16 protein-coding genes are annotated in these 16,913 nt (G+C 60.8%); 11 read left to right on the forward strand and 5 right to left on the reverse strand.

The genetic code is table 11. From position 1 onward, the window contains the following. Window positions 1–5 precede the first annotated feature (5 nt). Window positions 6–2,714, forward strand: coding sequence for a cation-transporting P-type ATPase (locus tag QJT78_RS33155; protein ID WP_080677652.1), 2,709 nt, complete (start codon window positions 6–8; stop codon window positions 2,712–2,714). A 326-nt stretch (window positions 2,715–3,040) separates the two neighbouring features. On the opposite strand, the gene QJT78_RS33160 is transcribed toward QJT78_RS33155, so the two are convergent. From QJT78_RS33160 to QJT78_RS33170, 3 genes are read right to left on the reverse strand one after another with little or no spacing between them, the layout of a single operon-like run. Further along, a complete protein-coding gene (locus QJT78_RS33160) occupies window positions 3,041–3,736 on the reverse strand; it encodes a VIT1/CCC1 transporter family protein (protein WP_038944201.1) in 696 nt (231 codons plus the stop codon). 41 nt (window positions 3,737–3,777) lie between these two features. Further along, on the reverse strand, window positions 3,778–4,344 hold the full coding sequence (locus QJT78_RS33165) for a cytochrome b/b6 domain-containing protein (protein WP_028151324.1): 567 nt from the start codon (window positions 4,342–4,344) through the stop codon (window positions 3,778–3,780). 10 nt (window positions 4,345–4,354) lie between these two features. Then, window positions 4,355–4,627, reverse strand: a complete 273-nt coding sequence (locus QJT78_RS33170) for a PepSY domain-containing protein (protein WP_038944200.1) — start codon at window positions 4,625–4,627, stop codon at window positions 4,355–4,357. Between the two features lie 147 nt (window positions 4,628–4,774). Here QJT78_RS33170 and QJT78_RS33175 point away from each other — a divergent pair, with 147 nt between their 5' ends. The 6 genes from QJT78_RS33175 (at window position 4,775) to QJT78_RS33200 (ending at window position 12,704) form a co-directional block, all read left to right on the forward strand. Continuing rightward, the gene (locus tag QJT78_RS33175; RefSeq protein WP_028151322.1) at window positions 4,775–5,089 is read left to right on the forward strand and encodes a PepSY domain-containing protein; all 315 of its coding nucleotides are present in this window, start codon (window positions 4,775–4,777) and stop codon (window positions 5,087–5,089) included. After that, on the forward strand, window positions 5,089–5,754 hold the full coding sequence (locus QJT78_RS33180; protein ID WP_038944198.1) for a response regulator transcription factor: 666 nt from the start codon (window positions 5,089–5,091) through the stop codon (window positions 5,752–5,754). Before QJT78_RS33175 ends, QJT78_RS33180 begins: the two co-directional genes overlap by 1 nt. Next, a complete protein-coding gene (locus tag QJT78_RS33185; protein WP_028151320.1) occupies window positions 5,751–7,136 on the forward strand; it encodes a HAMP domain-containing sensor histidine kinase in 1,386 nt (461 codons plus the stop codon). Before QJT78_RS33180 ends, QJT78_RS33185 begins: the two co-directional genes overlap by 4 nt. A 1,046-nt stretch (window positions 7,137–8,182) precedes the next feature. Further along, on the forward strand, window positions 8,183–9,307 hold the full coding sequence (locus QJT78_RS33190) for an efflux RND transporter periplasmic adaptor subunit (RefSeq protein WP_028151318.1): 1,125 nt from the start codon (window positions 8,183–8,185) through the stop codon (window positions 9,305–9,307). Window positions 9,308–9,309: 2 nt separating this feature from the next. Next, the gene (locus QJT78_RS33195; protein ID WP_028151317.1) at window positions 9,310–12,384 is read left to right on the forward strand and encodes a CusA/CzcA family heavy metal efflux RND transporter; all 3,075 of its coding nucleotides are present in this window, start codon (window positions 9,310–9,312) and stop codon (window positions 12,382–12,384) included. Then, on the forward strand, window positions 12,381–12,704 hold the full coding sequence (locus tag QJT78_RS33200) for a DUF3240 family protein (RefSeq protein ID WP_038944196.1): 324 nt from the start codon (window positions 12,381–12,383) through the stop codon (window positions 12,702–12,704). The genes QJT78_RS33195 and QJT78_RS33200 overlap by 4 nt, the downstream gene beginning before the upstream one ends. Before the next feature lie 303 nt (window positions 12,705–13,007). Here QJT78_RS33200 and QJT78_RS33205 read toward each other — a convergent pair whose 3' ends face one another. Continuing rightward, complete coding sequence (locus QJT78_RS33205) at window positions 13,008–13,457, reverse strand: cytochrome c (protein ID WP_028151316.1); 450 nt, start codon at window positions 13,455–13,457, stop codon at window positions 13,008–13,010. Between the two features lie 306 nt (window positions 13,458–13,763). Here QJT78_RS33205 and QJT78_RS33210 point away from each other — a divergent pair, with 306 nt between their 5' ends. The 4 genes from QJT78_RS33210 to QJT78_RS33225 all read left to right on the forward strand — a co-directional run bounded on the left by QJT78_RS33210 (window position 13,764) and on the right by QJT78_RS33225 (window position 16,144). Further along, complete coding sequence (locus QJT78_RS33210) at window positions 13,764–14,210, forward strand: host attachment family protein (protein WP_028151315.1); 447 nt, start codon at window positions 13,764–13,766, stop codon at window positions 14,208–14,210. Window positions 14,211–14,311: 101 nt separating this feature from the next. Beyond that, complete coding sequence (locus tag QJT78_RS33215) at window positions 14,312–14,446, forward strand: universal stress protein (RefSeq protein WP_210387309.1); 135 nt, start codon at window positions 14,312–14,314, stop codon at window positions 14,444–14,446. Between the two features lie 100 nt (window positions 14,447–14,546). Then, the gene (locus tag QJT78_RS33220; protein WP_225005668.1) at window positions 14,547–14,990 is read left to right on the forward strand and encodes a CBS domain-containing protein; all 444 of its coding nucleotides are present in this window, start codon (window positions 14,547–14,549) and stop codon (window positions 14,988–14,990) included. Between the two features lie 59 nt (window positions 14,991–15,049). Then, a complete protein-coding gene (locus QJT78_RS33225) occupies window positions 15,050–16,144 on the forward strand; it encodes an OpgC domain-containing protein (protein ID WP_162137017.1) in 1,095 nt (364 codons plus the stop codon). Between the two features lie 30 nt (window positions 16,145–16,174). Here QJT78_RS33225 and QJT78_RS33230 read toward each other — a convergent pair. After that, window positions 16,175–16,913: MBL fold metallo-hydrolase RNA specificity domain-containing protein (locus tag QJT78_RS33230; protein ID WP_281460418.1), on the reverse strand; the 739-nt coding region annotated here is incomplete at its 5' end.

Genomic DNA, 16,913 nt, shown 5'->3' on the forward strand with positions numbered 1-16,913 from the left:
ACAATATGTCCGTTCGGGCGCAAAGGAGGTTAGCCATCGCGAAGAAGGAAGTCGTTGGCCCGCTGATACTCCCGAAATTTCCGCATGCTCTGTCCGTGACGGAACTGCTCGGGCAGTTCCGGGTGACCGGCACGGAGGGGCTGTCCGAAGCCGAGGTCAACGCACGGAGAAAGCATTTCGGTGCGAACACCATCGCCTCGCGGCGTTCAGCCGGCGTGCTGCGCCTGCTGGTGCACCAGTTCAAGAGTCCAGTCGTCTATCTCCTGAGCGGCGCAGCCGGCCTGGCGTTTTATTTCGGCGAACTCGAGGAGGGCAGCGCCATCTTTGCGGTGCTTGCCATCAACACGCTGATCGGGTTCGTGACCGAGTTGAAGGCGGTCCGATCGATCGAGGCTTTGCGCGCGCTCGGCACGCGGACCGCCCGTGTCCGACGCGAGGGGCGGGTTCATGTGATCCCGGCCGAGGAGCTCGTTCCGGGCGATGTCGTGGTCTTGGAAGCTGGTGATGCCGTATCGGCCGACCTGCGCCTTATCGAGACATCTCGGCTTTCAACGGACGAGTCGTCGCTGACCGGAGAATCCGTCGCCGTCGACAAGCAGTTCGAGCCGGTCAGCGCAGACACCCGTCTCGGCGATCGCGCGTCGATGGCGTTCAAGGGCACCGCGATTACGCGCGGCACCGGCGCTGGTGTCGTGGTCGCGACCGGAATCATCACGGAACTCGGGCGGGTGACGCGGCTAGTTCTCGAGGCCGATCCGGGTCATTCACCCCTTGAGCGCAAGCTCGAGCGTCTGTCGGTGCAACTCGTCTGGGCGACTATCGCTGTCGCCGCCATCATCGGTGGCATTGGTCTATTGAGTGGCAAAGACCCTCTCCTGATGATCGAGGCGGCCATCGCGCTCGCCGTCGCCGCGATTCCGGAAGGTCTCCCCATCGTCGCGACGCTTGCGCTTGCCCGTGGCATGTGGCGCATGGCACAGCAAAATGCACTGATCGAACGTCTCTCGGCAGTCGAGACGCTTGGGGCGACAACGGTCGTTCTCACCGACAAGACCGGTACCCTGACCGAAAATCGGATGACGGTGCGACGGCTCTGCACACCCTCAGGCGAGATCGAGTTCGGGACCGGCGCTCCAGAGGGGGGCGAGGGTCAGCAGGTCGCAGGCGATCCGCAGGCGGCCGAATTGCTCCGGATCGCGGTTCTATGCAACGACGCGCATCTCGATGGTCCCGAGGAGCGCGGCAGTGGCGATCCCATGGAGATCGCGCTTCTGCGTGCTGGGCTACGCGCCGGCTTCAGGCGGACAACCTTGCTGGAGGGGCGCGGCGTCGTGCGCAAGCATGCTTTTGATCCCCTCGCCAAGATGATGGCGACCGTTCATGAGCATGGGGAGGGTGTACTGATCGCCGTGAAGGGGGCGCCCGAGGCGGTCCTGGCGGCGACGACGCGCGTAGCCGTCGGCAATGGCGAGGTCGCGCTTGATGACACCATGCGAGCGGAGTGGCTCAGCCGAGCCGATCGGCTCGGCCATGACGGCCTGCGGGTGCTCGCCTGCGCGACGAGAATCGACCAGGTGGCCGATGCCGCACCCTATGACAGGCTGGTGCTTGCTGGTCTTGTCGGCTTGGAAGACCCCGCCCGGGCCGACGTGCCACCGGCCATCCAGGACTGCCGGCAATCGGGAATTCGCGTTGTCATGGTCACGGGCGATCACGTGGTGACGGCGAAAAGTATCGGTCGAGCCGTCGGTCTTGGGGAGAACGTTTCGAATGTCATGGAGGGCAAGAATATCAGGCAGATGATTGAAACCGGGCAGCCTGCCCTCCAAGACATCGGAATTTTCGCGAGAGTAACGCCAGATGAAAAACTCGCTCTCGTTCGGACGTATCAGGCTGCGGGCGAGATTGTCGCCATGACGGGGGACGGGGTGAATGACGCCCCCGCTCTGCGGCAGGCCGATATCGGAGTGGCGATGGGCTTGCGCGGCACCGATGTCGCGCGCGAAGCGGCTGCCATGATCCTGCTCGACGATGCGTTTCCAACCATCATCAAGGCGATCCACGAGGGGCGCGTGATTTTCGCCAATATCCGTCGCTTCGTCGCCTACCTCTTGTCCTGCAATCTCAGCGAGGTGTTGGCGGTCGGCCTCGCCGTGTCGCTGGCGCTTCCTTTGCCACTCCTGCCGCTGCAAATTCTGTATCTCAATCTGGTGACGGACGTATTCCCCGCTTTCGCGCTTGCCATGGGCGAGGGCGAGGAGGGCATCCTCAAGCGGCCGCCGCGGGATCCAAAGGAGCCGATTCTGGGCCGCCGGCAATGGATCACCATCGTCCTGCACGGGGCGGCGTTGACCGCAGGCACTTTCGGGGCGCTGGCTGCGTCGGCCTGGCTCGCTCTCGATGCCCGATCAACAGTCACTATCACGTTCCTCACGCTCGCCTTTGCCCAGCTCTGGCACGCGTTCAACATGCGTGATCCGCGCTCGCCGCTCTTGGTCAACGAGGTGACGCGGAACTCCTGGTTGTGGGGCGCGCTTTTGCTATGTGCAACGCTGCTTGCTGTGCCACCCTACCTACCGTCGGCTGCGGATTTATTGCAGCTTGCGCCTCCAAGCTCTGAAATGTGGTTGATCGTGATTATCTTCAGCGTGGTGCCGCTAATCGTCACGCAAGCTGGCAGCGCGGTCGTCGGATGGATTGCGAGAGTGCGATAGCAACAAAGGAAGCTATTTTTCCTTTTGTTTTCGAAACTTCTTCGGCCGCGGGGAAGCATGCAATTACTTGTCGAACGCGCGCCGACTGTGGCGGGGCTGCGCGGCTAAGGCGTCACCCTGATGAGGTCGCACCTTGTGATGCCTATACGTACCCAAAACTGCAAACACTCGGGAGGTTGAGGTGAGGCCAATGTTAAGCTACTTGCTGCCTCACATGATTGGCGTCATCTGCATCGGGGCTGTCATCTGGCTGATTAGTCGCGGATAACGTGTGGGCGCGCTGCGTTTCTGACCTTCGAGATGGGAGAACGACGAGGGTACAGGGCCTATCCGAACAGGTGGGCGAGCCAGTACGCTGCTCCGGCGGCCAATCCGCCTACCAGCAACGTCTGCAGGGCAGACTTGGTCTTGTTGACGCCGGTGAAGTGTCCTTTGACGGCTCCGAAGCAAAGCAGGGCGGCGCCAGTCGCGGCGACCGAGATCTGCAGGGCCGTTCCGATGTTCTGAGTGAACATGTAGGGCACGAGCGGAATCAGGCCGCCGACCACATATGAGCCTCCGATCGTCGCGGCGCTGATCGGCGCGCGCTTCGGATCCGGACGCTCCAATCCCAGTTCGAAGCGCATCATGAAGTCGACCCATCGCTGACGATTCGCCGAGACCGCGCCGACGACCGACTTGAGCGCATCTCCTGCAAGGCCGTACTCCCGGAAGATCTGCTCCACCTCCTCGATCTCCCGCTCGCGAAGCTGATCGATCTCACGGTGCTCGCGCTGTTCCTCGGCAGCATAATGTTCCGCGTCGGTGCGCGCAGCGAGATACCCGCCGAGGCCCATCGCGATCGCGCCAGCGACAACTTCGGCCAAACCGGCGGTGACAATCACGTCTGTGCTAGTGACGGCGGCCGAAAGACCCGCCGCCAGCGCGAACGGGACCGTCAAGCCGTCGGCCATCCCAATCACGACGTCACGTACGCTTCCAGTGGCGGTGAAGTGCTTTTCTATGTGAGGGGTGGCTGGCACAGGGACGCTCCTGGTTGCGGTTTCGGTTTGAAGAGAGCTGCCTAATCAGCAGTTCTCTTGCGGCCGGAGATCATGGAAGCCACCAAGTTCTCGCGATGCTCGAAGCTCGCGATGAGCACGCCAAGGACATGCGCCACGACCAGGCCGACGGTTAGGTTGGCCAGGAATTCGTGGACGTGTTCGATCATCTTGGAGCCCCAGTAGGCGTCCGTCGTCATCATGTAGCCCGTCGCGCACGTGCCGACCAGCGCGGCGAGGAGCGCCACGATCATGGCACCGCCCGCGGGGTTGTGCCCTAGGTAGCGGGTAGCTCTGAGCATTACGACATCACGAAGATAGGCGAGCACCTCGCGCGGCGGACGAACGAAGTTCGAAAAGCGCGCATGCCTCGGGCCGACGAACCCCCAGATGATGCGGAGCGTAAGGAGGGCGGCGATCGCGTAGCCGGCCGCGAGGTGGACCCGCTCGATCTCGTCGCCGGTGGCGTAGGCGATCACGAAGGTCGCCACCAGCGACCAATGGAAGATCCGGACGAACGGATCCCAGACCTTGACCGTGGCCGGCGGCATCGCGCCGCCGGCTTCGATGGTGTTGCTTACGGTTCTCATTTGCGGACCGCTACATCTGGCCGATGATTTGGCCGTTGGTCGGGTCAACGAACAGCTCGACCCGATTGCCGTTCTTGTCGAGCGTATGGAGCTCGCCGCAGGCGTTCTTGAGTTTGGCTTTCTGAACCTTGTATCCTTGGGCCTCGACCTTGGCCTGCAACTGCGCCATCGGCAGCCACTGGGCTTCGGGGGCCGACGTGCAGGGCTTGCCGAGGCTGCCGGCCTGGGCGCTGGCGGCGGTGAGGGTCACGGCGGCGACGGTAAGAATGGCGATCTTGCGCATAGGTATCTCCTGACGGTTGCCGGCCGCACCATGCGTCGGCGATGCGGGCAATCTGCCAGAAGCGGCCTGACCGGAGCCTGTTGAGCGAGGTCAGCGAATTGTCAGCTGATATCTGGCAACCATATCTACCCGATGACGAGCTGCTTCATGAATTTGTGCCCGCCCCGAATTTGCGCCCTTATCCTTGCGACCGCGCTTGTGGTCGCAGGCAGCGGGGCGCCGGCATTCGCGCGCGACCATGACGACGCGCTACGCGCCGTCAAGGCCGGCGAAATTCGTCCGCTCGCCGATATTCTGAGTGCGATAAAGGAGAAGCTTCCCGGCGACGTCGTCGGCGTGAAGCTCGAACGCGAAGCCGGCGTCTGGATGTACGAGTTCCGCGTGATCGACGACAAGGGGCGGCTGTTCGACATCCACGTCGATGCCCGCAGCGGCGAAGTCGAACGGACCAAGGAGAAGTGATGCGTGTGCTTGTTGTCGAGGACGACCAGCGGATCGCGTCGGATGTCTCGCGCACGCTCGAAGCCTCCGGTTACGTGGTCGAGACGGTTGCGAACGGCGAGGACGCCTGGTTTCTCGGTGATACCGAGGACTACGGGGCTATCATCCTCGACCTTGGTCTGCCGGGCATGGATGGCCTTGCGGTCCTGAAGCGCTGGCGCGCCAATGGCCGCCACATGCCCGTCCTCATCCTCACGGCACGAGGCAGCTGGGCCGAGCGGGTAGACGGGATCGACGCCGGCGCAGACGACTACCTACCGAAACCGTTCCGGATGGAGGAACTGCTGGCACGCCTGCGGTCGATCGTGCGGCGTGCAACGGGGCACGGCTCCTCGGTCATGACCGCCGGCGAAATCACTCTGGACGAACGCCAGATGAAAGTGACGCGCCGTGGCGTGCCGATTACGCTCTCGCCGCTCGAGTACCGGCTGGTGGCCCATCTCCTCCGGAATCGAGGGCGGGTCGTCTCGCAGCAGGAGCTCGACGAGAACGTCTACGGTCACGGTGAAGACCACGACTCGAACACGCTTGAGGTGCTGGTCGGCCGCGTGCGCAAGAAGCTAGGCGCTGACGCAATCGAGACGCGGCGAGGGTTCGGTTATCTGATGCCGGAGGAGCCCGCGTGAACCGGCATTCGCTCCGGCTGCGACTTGTCGCCGGCGGCATCGTCGCGATCCTGATCGCGCTTGGGATCGCCGGCGGCGCGCTCGTTATCCTCTTCGAACGCCATGTTTCGCGCACCCTCGCTCAAGATCTGGACGTCCATCTGAAGCAGCTTCTCTCGAATATCGATGTCGACCCCCAAGGCAAGTTGGTGCTGACGCAGCCTCCCGTCGATCCACGGTTCGCGGAGCCTCTTTCCGGGCTCTACTGGCAGGTCGGCGATGATCACGGGCAGTTGCTTCGCTCGCGGTCGCTGTGGGATTCCGTAGTAGAGCTTCCGGCGGATCGGTTGAGCCATGGCGAAACGCACCAGCATGAAGCGTCAGGACCCGGAGGCCAACGCGTTCTGGTGGCCGAGCGAGCGGTTACGCTTTCTGCGGAGGGGAAGCCGGTCACCGTCCGCCTTGCCGTCGCCGAGGATCTCGGAAGGATGTCAGAGGCAAGCTCGGCGTTCGCCAAGGATCTTTCGATCGCGCTCGTCCTGCTCGGCTGCGCGCTGGCGCTTGCGACATGGGTCCAGGTCGGCGTCGGTTTGCGTCCGCTAGTCGCGCTGCGGCGCGGAGTTGCCGATATCAGAACGGGGCGGATTCGGCATCTGCCGTCCTCCGTCCCGACCGAGGTCCACCCTCTCGTCGAGGAAGTCAACGCACTCATCGATGCGCAGGAACACGAAATCGAACGGTCCCGCGGTCGTGCCGCGGACTTGGCGCACGGGCTGAAGACGCCCCTTGCTGCTCTTGCGGCCGATGCCTCGCGCCTCCGGGAGCGCGGCGAGCACGATATTGCCAAGGACATCGAGGCTGTTGGCGAAGCCATGGGGCGCCACGTCGACCGCGAACTTGCCCGCGCCAGGGTTCGTGGGCGCGCCAGAGGCGGCGTAGCGACATCAGTTTCCGTGAAACCGCTCGTGGGGTCTATCATCGCGACTGTGTCCCGCACGCCCGAGGGTGCGCGAGTAAGATTCGAGAACCTTGTCGCCGACGATCTTTGCTTACCGCTGGACAGGGCCGACCTTGCGGAAATCCTCGGTAATCTGATCGAGAACGCCGCCCGCCATGCTGCAGGATGCGTCCGTATCACCGCCGATGACAATCGGCCGCTTCTTGCCGTTGAGGACGACGGCGAAGGCATTGAACCGACCTACCTGTCACACGTGATCGAGCGTGGCACTCGCCTCGACGAGCGAGGAGGTGCCGCGGGCCTCGGTCTTGCCATCGTTCAGGACGTCCTGGACGCATACGAGTGGAGATTGGAACTCTCGAAGTCGGAGCTTGGCGGGCTGAAGGCCACGATCGCTTCGAGGTCTGCGTCTCGAGCACGATGCCCTTCAGGCCCATATCCCTGATTTGGAGCCGCAGCGACTGACATCGCATTTGGTCAACGCTCAGAAATCCAGTCGGAGAGTCCTCGCTTGGATCCAATCACTCGTTTTGGCTGAACGGGGTTTATTGTCCCGGCGGAAACGCGAAAGGCACTATCGAGGATCATCCGCGCAAATGCCTTCGCCTCAGCTTCTGTAGGAAAGGTCTTGGTTTCGCGCCGGTAAATGCGGTCCTTTCCGCAGCTGGCCGGTTCAAATGAGATGTACCACTTCGGCTCCATAGCCGGTTTCTCCAAGCGCGCAAGTTGACCTACCGGTTCTCCGCTCCGGCCTGGGTCACGAACCGAGATCCGTTCCAGCGAAGGATCCGTGGTGCTCCGCTCGAGCGGTCTTGTACCTCCAGAAAGGCGGCATTTCGCTCGCGCACCAGGCGGACATCCTGAGCCCGCAGAGCCAGCACCTTCCGATATCGTCCCCGGGCTGCCACATACACTTCGTACAAACACCCTGATGCATTGCAAATGACCCCTCTGTTGCGGCACTGGAAATCATCGAAGTGAAGAGCAACGAATTGAGTGCCAAGAGTTGTGAGGTAAAGCGCAAATTGTTGCGTAGCGGCGATCGGGGCGCCACACGCGGCCTCCCACTTTTTTGCCTGGTCTCGTATCTCAGGAGGGAGATTGGTCAGGTGCGCAGGATTCCATGAATCTTGCCGAATGCCTCCATGGGAGGACGCCGATTGGGGCAAGGCCAATAAACAGAGAGCGAATACGGTCGCCGCAAGAGCGCGGTTCTTCGGCAGCACGGCGTTTTCTCCTAGGTACCTGACTGCTATCGCGGAGGCGCGATTAGCAATCATCATCGCAGATCTGACCTTACAAATTGCTGACATGGATCAACAGCTTCCAGTCAGTGAGGGTGCATCATAAGCGTTGCGTGGAAGCGCTCCGCTCCGTGCACCCGTTAGCGTCAGATTGCTGACGGGGCCGTGAGTCTTTGACCTGCAGAGCGCCGACAGTCGGTCTACGCCCCAAGACCTCAGTTTTGGTTACTGCAATGGGATCTTCGCAATGTTTCTGAGTTCATCAGCGCTCTTATGGCTGAAAAGGACCCGCGTCCTGATTGCAATAGCGTTCCTGGCTTTACCGTCCAACTCGGTGGCCGAGGACCAACTAAAGCTCAGCACCGAGCAGGCAACGAGCCTGGGCATTCGCGTCGTTCATCCCATTGCGAGTCCGACCGACAAGACGCTCCCTTATCCCGCCCAGATCGTCATTCCTACCCCGCAATTGTGGGTCGTTAGCGCTCCCGTGGCCGGAATGGTGACCAATCTTTCAGCGGCGCGGGGCGATCGCGTTGTTGCCGGACAGCCGCTCGCCACTATGGAGAGTCCAAGCTTTGTGTCGCAGCAGCGTGACTATTTACATGCTGTTGCGCAAGAAGTTCTGGTTGCCCAGCAACTCAACCGTAACACCCAACTGTTCCAAGGCAATGCGGTCGCACAGCGCGTTCTTGAGGCGAGCCAGGCGGAAGCCCGACAGGCAAGCATTGTAGTCGCGGAGCGTCGGCAGGTTCTCCGCCTCAGCGGCCTTTCGGATGAGACAATCTCAAGACTTACCAGCGAGGCAGCGATCAGCGCGACCCTAACGGTCGCCGCGCCACGACCGGCCACCGTGATCGATATTGCTGTTTCTCCCGGCCAACGTGTGGAGCAATCGGCACCGCTGATCAAGCTCGCACAGCTTTCTCCACTATGGGTCGAGATCGCGGTGCCTGCATCGAATATCAAAGCCATTCAACAAGGCGCGAAGGTGGAGGTCGACGGCTATGACACTCCAGGCCACGTGGTGCTGGTTTCTGAAACGACCGATCCGGCTACACAAACCGTGCTGGTCCGAGCCGAGGTGCCGAACTCAGGCGATTTGCGTCCGGGGCAGACTGCTGCTGCTCGGATCTCCTTTGTTTCCAAGCGGGAGAGCGCTTGGGAACTCCCTTACACTGCGCTGATCCGGAGGGGTGAGCAGGCCTCGGTGTTCGTGGCAATGCAGGACGGATTCCGTCTGGTGCCGGTCACGCTGCTTGAGGAGGACCAGGACCATGTCGTGATCTCCGGTACCATCACAGACAAGGACGAAGTGGCGGTCAGCGGCATCTCCGCGCTCCGCGGAATCCTGCTCAAGCTGGGCGCAGGCTAGTCATGCTCGCACGCCTTGTCGCATTTGCGCTTTCTCAGCGGCTTTTCGTCGCGCTTAGTGTGCTCCTATTGATCGGTGCCGGGCTGGTTGTGTTGCCCAGCCTGCCGATCGACGCCTTTCCGGATGTCTCGCCCGTCCAGGTCAAGGTCATCATGAAGGCGCCGGGTCTCACCCCGGAGGAGGTGGAACAGCGGGTCACAGTGCCGATCGAGCTCGAACTGCTTGGGTTGCCAAACAAGAAGATCCTGCGCTCTACCACCAAGTACGCCCTGGCCGACGTCACAGTCGATTTCGAGGACGGCACAGACATCTATTGGGCGCGTAACCAAGTATCCGAACGCTTGGCCAACATCACCCGTGACTTGCCAGAGGGGGTGGCAGGTGGGCTTGCCCCGATCACCAGCCCGCTCGGTGAAATGTTCATGTTCACCATCGAAAGTGCAGAACTTTCGCTGGCCGAGCGGCGGAGTCTGCTCGATTGGGTGATCCGTCCGGCGCTACGGACGGTGCCAGGAGTGGCCGACGTCAATGCGCTCGGGGGGTATGTCCGGGCTTTTGAAATCGTCCCGCTTAGCGATGCGCTTGCAGCCCGCGGCATTTCCTACGAGATGTTTCGGCGCGCGATCGAGACGAACAGCCGCAATGACGGCGCCGGTCGTGTCAATCAGGGCGAAGACAGCGCTCTCGTGCGTATCGAAGGCAGCATTCGGACCATCGACGACATCAGGCAAATCGTCGTCGATACCAAAGATGGGGTTCCGATCCGGGTCAAGGATATTGCCCGCGTCCAATTAGGGGCACTGACACGGTACGGCGCTGTCACCGCGGATGGTCGTGGCGAGACGGTCGAGGGCCTCGTGCTTGGTCTGCGAGGCGCCAATGCACGTCAACTCGTGGCCGACGTGCAGGCACGCCTCGACGAGATTAAGCAATCACTCCCTCAAAGTGTCAGTATCCAGGTCTTTTACGACCGTGGCCGGCTGGTTGACCGCGCGGTTGGCACCGTTATCCGCGCACTTGGCGAAGCAACCGTCCTTGTCGTCGTCCTTCTCCTGCTATTTCTCGGCAACTGGCGAGCCTCCCTGGTGATCGCCCTAAGTTTGCCGCTCGCGATCGTGATCGCCCTTATCGTCATGCGCATGGTCGGCATGTCAGCAAACTTGATGAGCCTCGGCGGCCTTGCTATCGCTATTGGCATGCTGATCGACGCTCTGGTGGTGGTGGTCGAGAACGTCGTCGGAAATTTGAGTAAGGAACCGCAGGGAAAGGCCGCGCCGCTAGTCCATGTCATCTACCGCTCCGCCTCCGAGGTGCTTCAACCGGTCGCCTCGGGCGTGCTGATTATCATGATCGTATTCGTGCCGCTGCTGACGCTGGAGGGGCTTGAAGGGAAGTTATTCATCCCTGTAGCGCTCGCGATCATCTTTGCGCTCGGCGGGTCGTTGCTCTTGGCGCTCACGGTCATTCCCGTAGCAACATCGTTTCTCCTCCAGACTACGTCGCATCAAGATCCGTGGTTGATCCGAATTGCGTCGCGGCTTTATGCGCCTGCACTTGCTTGGGCTCTGAAGAACGAGCGTAAGGTGGTCATCGCGGCAGTCGCGGCCCTCGTCGCTGCCGGCTACGCCTACACCCAGCTCGGCAAGACGTTTATGCCGACGATGGACGAGGGCGATACCATCGTCAGCGTCGAGGCGTTGCCATCCATCAACCTCGACGAAATGATTGCGATCAACGCCAGACTTCAAGCGGCCATCCTCGCGAAGGTCCCTGACGTCAAGAGTATCGTGGCCCGGACCGGGTCCGACGAGCTCGGGCTTGACCCGATGGGACCTAACCAGACCGACACATTCCTGGTTCTAAAGCCCGCAGAAGAGCGAAAGACAATCGTGAAGTCTGCCCTGATTGAAGAGCTGCGGCAGGTGCTCGGCAATTTCCCGGGACTATCGCTCAGCTTTACGCAGCCGATCGACATGCGCGTGCAGGAGATGATCAGCGGCGTCCGCGGCGATGTCGCGGTGAAAATCTTTGGAGCTGATATCGGCAAGCTCAATGAGATTGCGAGCAGGCTATCCGGCATTTTGTCAAGCATCGACGGCGCTGAAGATGTCTACACCACACTCAACGAGGGTGCCCAATATTACACGGTCGCCGTGAATCGGATGGAGGCGGGACGCCTCGGCCTGACGGTGGACGCCATCTCCACTTCGTTACGCACCCAGATCGAGGGACGCACGATAGGGACGGTGCTGGAAGAGGGGCGCCGTACCCCCATCCTCGTTCGCGGCAGCGAAACGACGCGCGAGGCGCCGACACTGCTCGCGAACCTGCCGCTAACGCTTGCCTCGGGTCAGCACGTGGCGCTCTCACAAGTCGCCCGCATTCAGCGCGTCGACGGTCCCGTTGTGGTTAATCGCGAGAATGGGAGTAGGATGAGCGTTGTGCGAGCCAATGTGCGTGGCCGCGACATGGTCGGCTTCGTCGAGGCGGCCCGGCAGAAAGTCGCTGCGGAGTTGCCCCTGCCGGAGGCTTACAGGCTGACTTGGGGTGGTCAGTTCGAAAATCAGCAACGCGCGGCGGCGCGCCTCTCGATCGTGGTGCCAGTGGCGATCGGGCTGATCTTTGTGCTGCTCTTCACGACCTTCGGTTCGATCCGACAAGCGCTGTTGGTCCTCGTCAATATCCCGTTCGCCGTGATTGGCGGCGTGTTTGCCTTGGTGCTTACCGGCGAATACCTTTCGGTTCCGGCGTCCGTCGGGTTCATCGCGCTTTTGGGAATTGCGGTGCTAAACGGCGTCGTTCTGGTCTCCTATTTCAACCAACTGCGTGCTCATGGCGTACCGGAGGGTCGCATCGTCGTCGAGGGGGCCATGCGCAGGCTCAGACCGGTTCTAATGACGGCGAGCATCACGGCCTTGGGCCTGATCCCGCTGCTGTTTGCGACCGGTCCAGGATCCGAGATCCAGCGCCCGCTCGCAATCGTGGTGATCGGTGGTTTGCTCTCCTCGACAGCCTTGACGCTGATCCTTTTGCCGATCCTATATCGCCGATTTGGCGGCATGAAGGAGACCAAATGAGTGCCGAATTCGTCTGTCTCACACTGATCGCCGGCCGGGCGCTTCGCGACGAATTGTTCGACTTCCTCAGCCAGCAGCGCGATCTCGTTTCCGGCTTTACGGCCTCGGACGCCGCAGGGCATGGTCCCGACGTCCGATTGCAGACGTCGACCGAGCGGGTCAAAGGGCATGCCGACGAGTTGATGGTGCGGACCGTCCTTGGAGTGCAAGAGGCGGCGCAGTTGCTCGAACGGCTGAAGGCGACCTTCGCCGGATCCAGGATCGTCTACTGGATCATGCCCGTCGCAGAATTTGGCGTGATCGATGCCCCCAATCGATAAGGCTTCTCTGATCTTTGGACGCTACGCTTTAGATCAGCATGAAAATGTAGATGACCCGCAGGGGCCGCATGCTCCCACAGGCCATGTATGGCCGTTCTTTCTTGTGACTACGCATGCTTCTTACCCACCCGAGCGGTATTGGTTGGGGGCTCATGCAGCTTAGTATCAAGCCACTCCGCAAAACTCGTTTGACCTGATCGCAATGGCCTCGATGGCTGTTTTGCTGCAATTCCTCCGGATCGGGTGCGCATCGAGGTAACGCTCAAGCGTCCCAAGGCCGCTAATCAGCGGCGCTGTCGCTTGCTACTCTTGCTGAATGCGGCTCAGATAATCAATAACAGCGAGGATGCGTTTTCGCACGACGACTTCCGGGCTTTGCTCCGGTCCAGCCATCTTCCAATAATACGGATCAACATAGTGAGGCAAGTTGACGACGGGGTTGAATCGCTCTCCCCAAATTGGCATTTCGCGAGTGCCGTGAGCTGGAATTGTCTTCAATCCCTCTACGGTCTCATAAACAGCGTTCGTGGGAAATACGCCGTTGTTGTTCTTGGCTAACATCGTCAAATCGGGAGGCGGTATCTTAAGTTGGTTGCTAACCGGTCCTTTGCCCCTCGCATCAGCACCATGACAGCTGGCGCACGAAGATTGAAACTCTGATCTACCCATGTCGAGGTCTTCAGCCTGGGCTGCGGCGGCGAAACCAGCGGTCAGACCGGCCATTACCAAACATTTTCCACCAAAGCTTACCATGTCGCACTCCGACGCTGGTTGGGAAGATGCAAACTATTAGCGGTTTCGCATCCCGACAGTTTGACGCACATCAAGGCTGGCTTTCGGCTTAAGCTCATAAGTGGTTTGAAATGCCGCACGCTGGCGGCAGCAGGCGCTCTCGCATAGCGGAATGGCGCGTCTCGTGCCCGCATGACAACCTCCGTATCAAGCGCTCGATCTCAACTATCGACATTTTGCCGGATTGAGAGCGGCCGAGATTGATCGGGATCAAGCAACAGGAGCGTCGAGCGGTCAGAATGGAGGCTGTGTAAGGAGGAGATCCCAATGATCAAGATACCGCATCACGCCGTGGTGTTCGTCGGCGATGGGCGAAAGGCTCTGTTCTTCCGGAACGAAGGTGACGAAAAATTCCCGAACTTGAGGGTGGAAGCCGCCTTCGAGGATCAGAATCCGGCAACCCATGACCAGGGAAGCGACCGGCCGGGCCGGGTGAGCAAAGCCGCGCATAGCGGGCAAAGAAGCGCCGTGGAGACGAGCGATTGGCATGAGCTCGAGGAGCGCCGCTTTGTGAAGCAGGTGGCGGTTGCCGTGGAGCGCATTGTACGCGGCGAGCCATCGACGGCGCTGATCGTCGTCGCACCGCCGCGCACTCTGGCGGCGCTTCGGTCGGACTTCCATCCCGATGTGAAACGCCGGATCGTGGCGGAGCTTGCCAACGACCTCACCAGGCACCCGGTCGGCGACATCGAAAAGCACTTGTTGCGCGAGTAGGGCAGATCGTGTGGGGCAACTTGGCCGAGGTCGCCTCCGAGCACAAGCGATTCGAGGGCGGACGAGAATATCCCGCTTGATGTGCGTCAAGTCTCATTCGCTTGGCTGCGGACGTGGGCGCCGACCTCATCGTTACAGGAGGTTATGGACATAGCCGGTTGGGCGAATGGATGTTCGGCGGCATGACGAATAGCCTTCTGCAGCAGGCGCGAGTCTGCCTGATGATGGTCCACTAGGCCGCGATGCTCGGTCTCGACAACGGCGGTTCGACGCTGCAATCGAGAAAGCCCGGCTCGCGATTTTGATGGGAGACAGGCAATGCGGGCATCAGATATCATGCGGAGGTCGTTTGCAACCGTGAAGCCGGAAGCGCCGCTGCTGGAGGCGCTCCATCTCCTGCTCGAGACCAATCAGCGCGGCCTGCCGGTCCTCGATGATGAAGGGGCCTTGGTCGGCATCATTGCCGAAGGCGACTTCCTCCATCGTCGCGAGTTGGGCGTCACCTATCCCGAAGGGTGTTGGCTCGAATGGTTGCTGGGGAAGCAGGAGGGCGAGCTCGCTCGTGAGCGAACCAGGGGACTGCGGGTCGAAGCAGTCATGAGCCGTCATCCTGTTTGCGTCGACGAGAATGCCACGATCGATGCTGTCGTCAAGGAAATGGATGTCTACCAGATCTCGCAGGTGCCGGTGCTCCGCAAGAGAAAGGTCGTGGGTATCGTTGGCCGAATGCAGATGCTCACAGCGCTGGCAAGCTGTCTTGGGGAGCCTGGCAGGGCTTAAGGGATAGGGTCAGCCGAGCGGGGGTATTTCGAGCACTTGCGATGGGTCCACTCCACAAGATGCCAGACCGCGACATTCGGCTCGATGCCTGCAGAGGCATTGCACTCTGGTTCGTCTTCATCAACCACATACCAGGGAATATCTGTAGCTGGCTAACGTTGAGCCATTATGGATTCAGCGACACCACTGAAGTCTTCATGTTTGTCTCGGGGCTGACGTGCACGATGGCATATGGACACGTGTTCAGAAGCGCCGGGACTTGGGCGACGATCTGTCATACGGTTCGGCGGAGCTGGGAGATTTATTCGGCATTTCTGCTGTTGACGCTGTTTCTGGTCGTGGCAGTTCATTGGATGGATGCTGACCTCGCAGACGAGGCAAATGTGGCGATCGTCCTGCAGAAGCCGGGAGAAGCGCTGTCGCGTGCGGCGATCCTGCAATACCGTCCCGTCAATACGGACGTGCTGCCGACCTTCGTGCTCTTCCATTTACTGTTTGCGCCGTGGCTCCTGCTTTTGCTCAGATGGCCAAATGCGACCTTGGCCGCTTCGGCTCTGCTGTACGGCTTGGTCCAGACTTACGGCTGGAACTTTCGGGGGTGGCCGACGAACGACTGGTATTTCAACCCGTTCGCCTGGCAATTCCTCGTCACGATCGGTGGATGGTGGGCGGTGGTGGGGCATGGGCGGTTGGCGCCATTCGTGATGTCGCGTCCGGCGATCATGCTTTCGGCCGCATACCTGATTTGGTCACTGGCTGTTACAATGAGTTGGATCAATCCGGCTCTTGAGCTCGTAGTTCCTCAATTCCTGAAAGCCTTGGTCTATCCGATAGACAAGTCGGATCTTGATCCGCTGCGGCTTCTGCATTTTCTTGCGCTTGCGGTCTGCGTCGCCAACCTCGCGCCGGCGCATTGGAGCGTCATGCGGTCACGCATGCTCTTGGGAGCTGTTCGTTGCGGAGAGAATTCGCTAGAGATCTATTGTGTGGGGGTCTTGTTGTCCCTTGCGGCATATCTCGTTCTGAGAACCATATCTGACGGCATGCTCGCTCAAGTCATCGTCAGCGGCACAGGCATCGCTCTTCTTACCGTCTTTGCCACATTGCTGACCGGGTTCGCTGGCCTTGCCGCGCCTCGAATAAGGCTACTTTGATCAGGTACATCTTCGACATTTCGGACCGGCTCACATGCCTTCAAGCGCTCTGCGCAATTTTCGGATGATCACGCCCCGTGATCGATCGTCTGCGGCCGCTTCGATCTGGTCATTGATATCGAGAAGCAGTTTGGACATATCGTTGTGCCAATCGAGGCTGACGACTGCATCGGGAGCGAGCCTGCGGCGGCGAGCAACGTCGATCGGTGTCGGCGCGGCTGTCGATAATTCGTAGACGTCGTCCAGCATAGGCGTGAAAATCTGCGCGGTCGGAACGGTTCGCTCGGCGACCCGGTGCAGAAGGCCTCCGAGCGCGTGCTCCTCCCCATGCACGATGAACAGACCGCGATGAATGGGTCGCCGCGCGGCAATCCAGCGCGCGAGTTCCGGACCGTCGGCGTGCCCTGAGTATTCGTCGATATATCGAATCCTCGCAGCGACTTTGATCTCTTCGCCCTGTATCCTCACCGCTTTCGCGCCATCTCGCAGAAAGCGGCCTAGGGTACCTTGTGCCTGGAATCCCGCGAGCAAGACCGTGCACTCCCTGCGCCACAACCATCGCTTCAGATGATGGCGGATGCGGCCGGCGTCGCACATTCCACTTGCGGCAATGATGATATGGAAGCCGGAGAGCCTGGCGATCGACTTGCTCTCATCAACGGTTTCCGTGAAGTGCAACTGACTGGAAGTCAGAAGCCGGTCCAAATCGACGCTCGGATCGAGACTGGCCGTGTTATTCCGAAAGACTTCCGTCGCACGGATCGCCAAA

Origin of the sequence: Bradyrhizobium sp. Mp27 (genome assembly GCF_029953005.1) — a bacterium.
In the GTDB taxonomy this organism is placed as follows: Bacteria; Pseudomonadota; Alphaproteobacteria; order Rhizobiales; family Xanthobacteraceae; genus Bradyrhizobium; species Bradyrhizobium barranii.

Bases quoted from the DNA above. Each gene is read 5' to 3' on its own strand.
- QJT78_RS33155 (WP_080677652.1), top strand. From the start codon at position 6: ATGTCCGTTCGGGCGCAAAGGAGGTTAGCCATCGCGAAGAAGGAAGTC.
- QJT78_RS33165 (WP_028151324.1), bottom strand. From the start codon at position 4,344: ATGAGAACCGTAAGCAACACCATCGAAGCCGGCGGCGCGATGCCGCCG.
- QJT78_RS33170 (WP_038944200.1), bottom strand. From the start codon at position 4,627: ATGCGCAAGATCGCCATTCTTACCGTCGCCGCCGTGACCCTCACCGCC.
- QJT78_RS33175 (WP_028151322.1), top strand. From the start codon at position 4,775: ATGAATTTGTGCCCGCCCCGAATTTGCGCCCTTATCCTTGCGACCGCG.
- QJT78_RS33180 (WP_038944198.1), top strand. From the start codon at position 5,089: ATGCGTGTGCTTGTTGTCGAGGACGACCAGCGGATCGCGTCGGATGTC.
- QJT78_RS33190 (WP_028151318.1), top strand. From the start codon at position 8,183: ATGTTTCTGAGTTCATCAGCGCTCTTATGGCTGAAAAGGACCCGCGTC.
- QJT78_RS33195 (WP_028151317.1), top strand. From the start codon at position 9,310: ATGCTCGCACGCCTTGTCGCATTTGCGCTTTCTCAGCGGCTTTTCGTC.
- QJT78_RS33200 (WP_038944196.1), top strand. From the start codon at position 12,381: ATGAGTGCCGAATTCGTCTGTCTCACACTGATCGCCGGCCGGGCGCTT.
- QJT78_RS33205 (WP_028151316.1), bottom strand. From the start codon at position 13,457: ATGGTAAGCTTTGGTGGAAAATGTTTGGTAATGGCCGGTCTGACCGCT.
- QJT78_RS33210 (WP_028151315.1), top strand. From the start codon at position 13,764: ATGATCAAGATACCGCATCACGCCGTGGTGTTCGTCGGCGATGGGCGA.
- QJT78_RS33220 (WP_225005668.1), top strand. From the start codon at position 14,547: ATGCGGAGGTCGTTTGCAACCGTGAAGCCGGAAGCGCCGCTGCTGGAG.
- QJT78_RS33225 (WP_162137017.1), top strand. From the start codon at position 15,050: ATGCCAGACCGCGACATTCGGCTCGATGCCTGCAGAGGCATTGCACTC.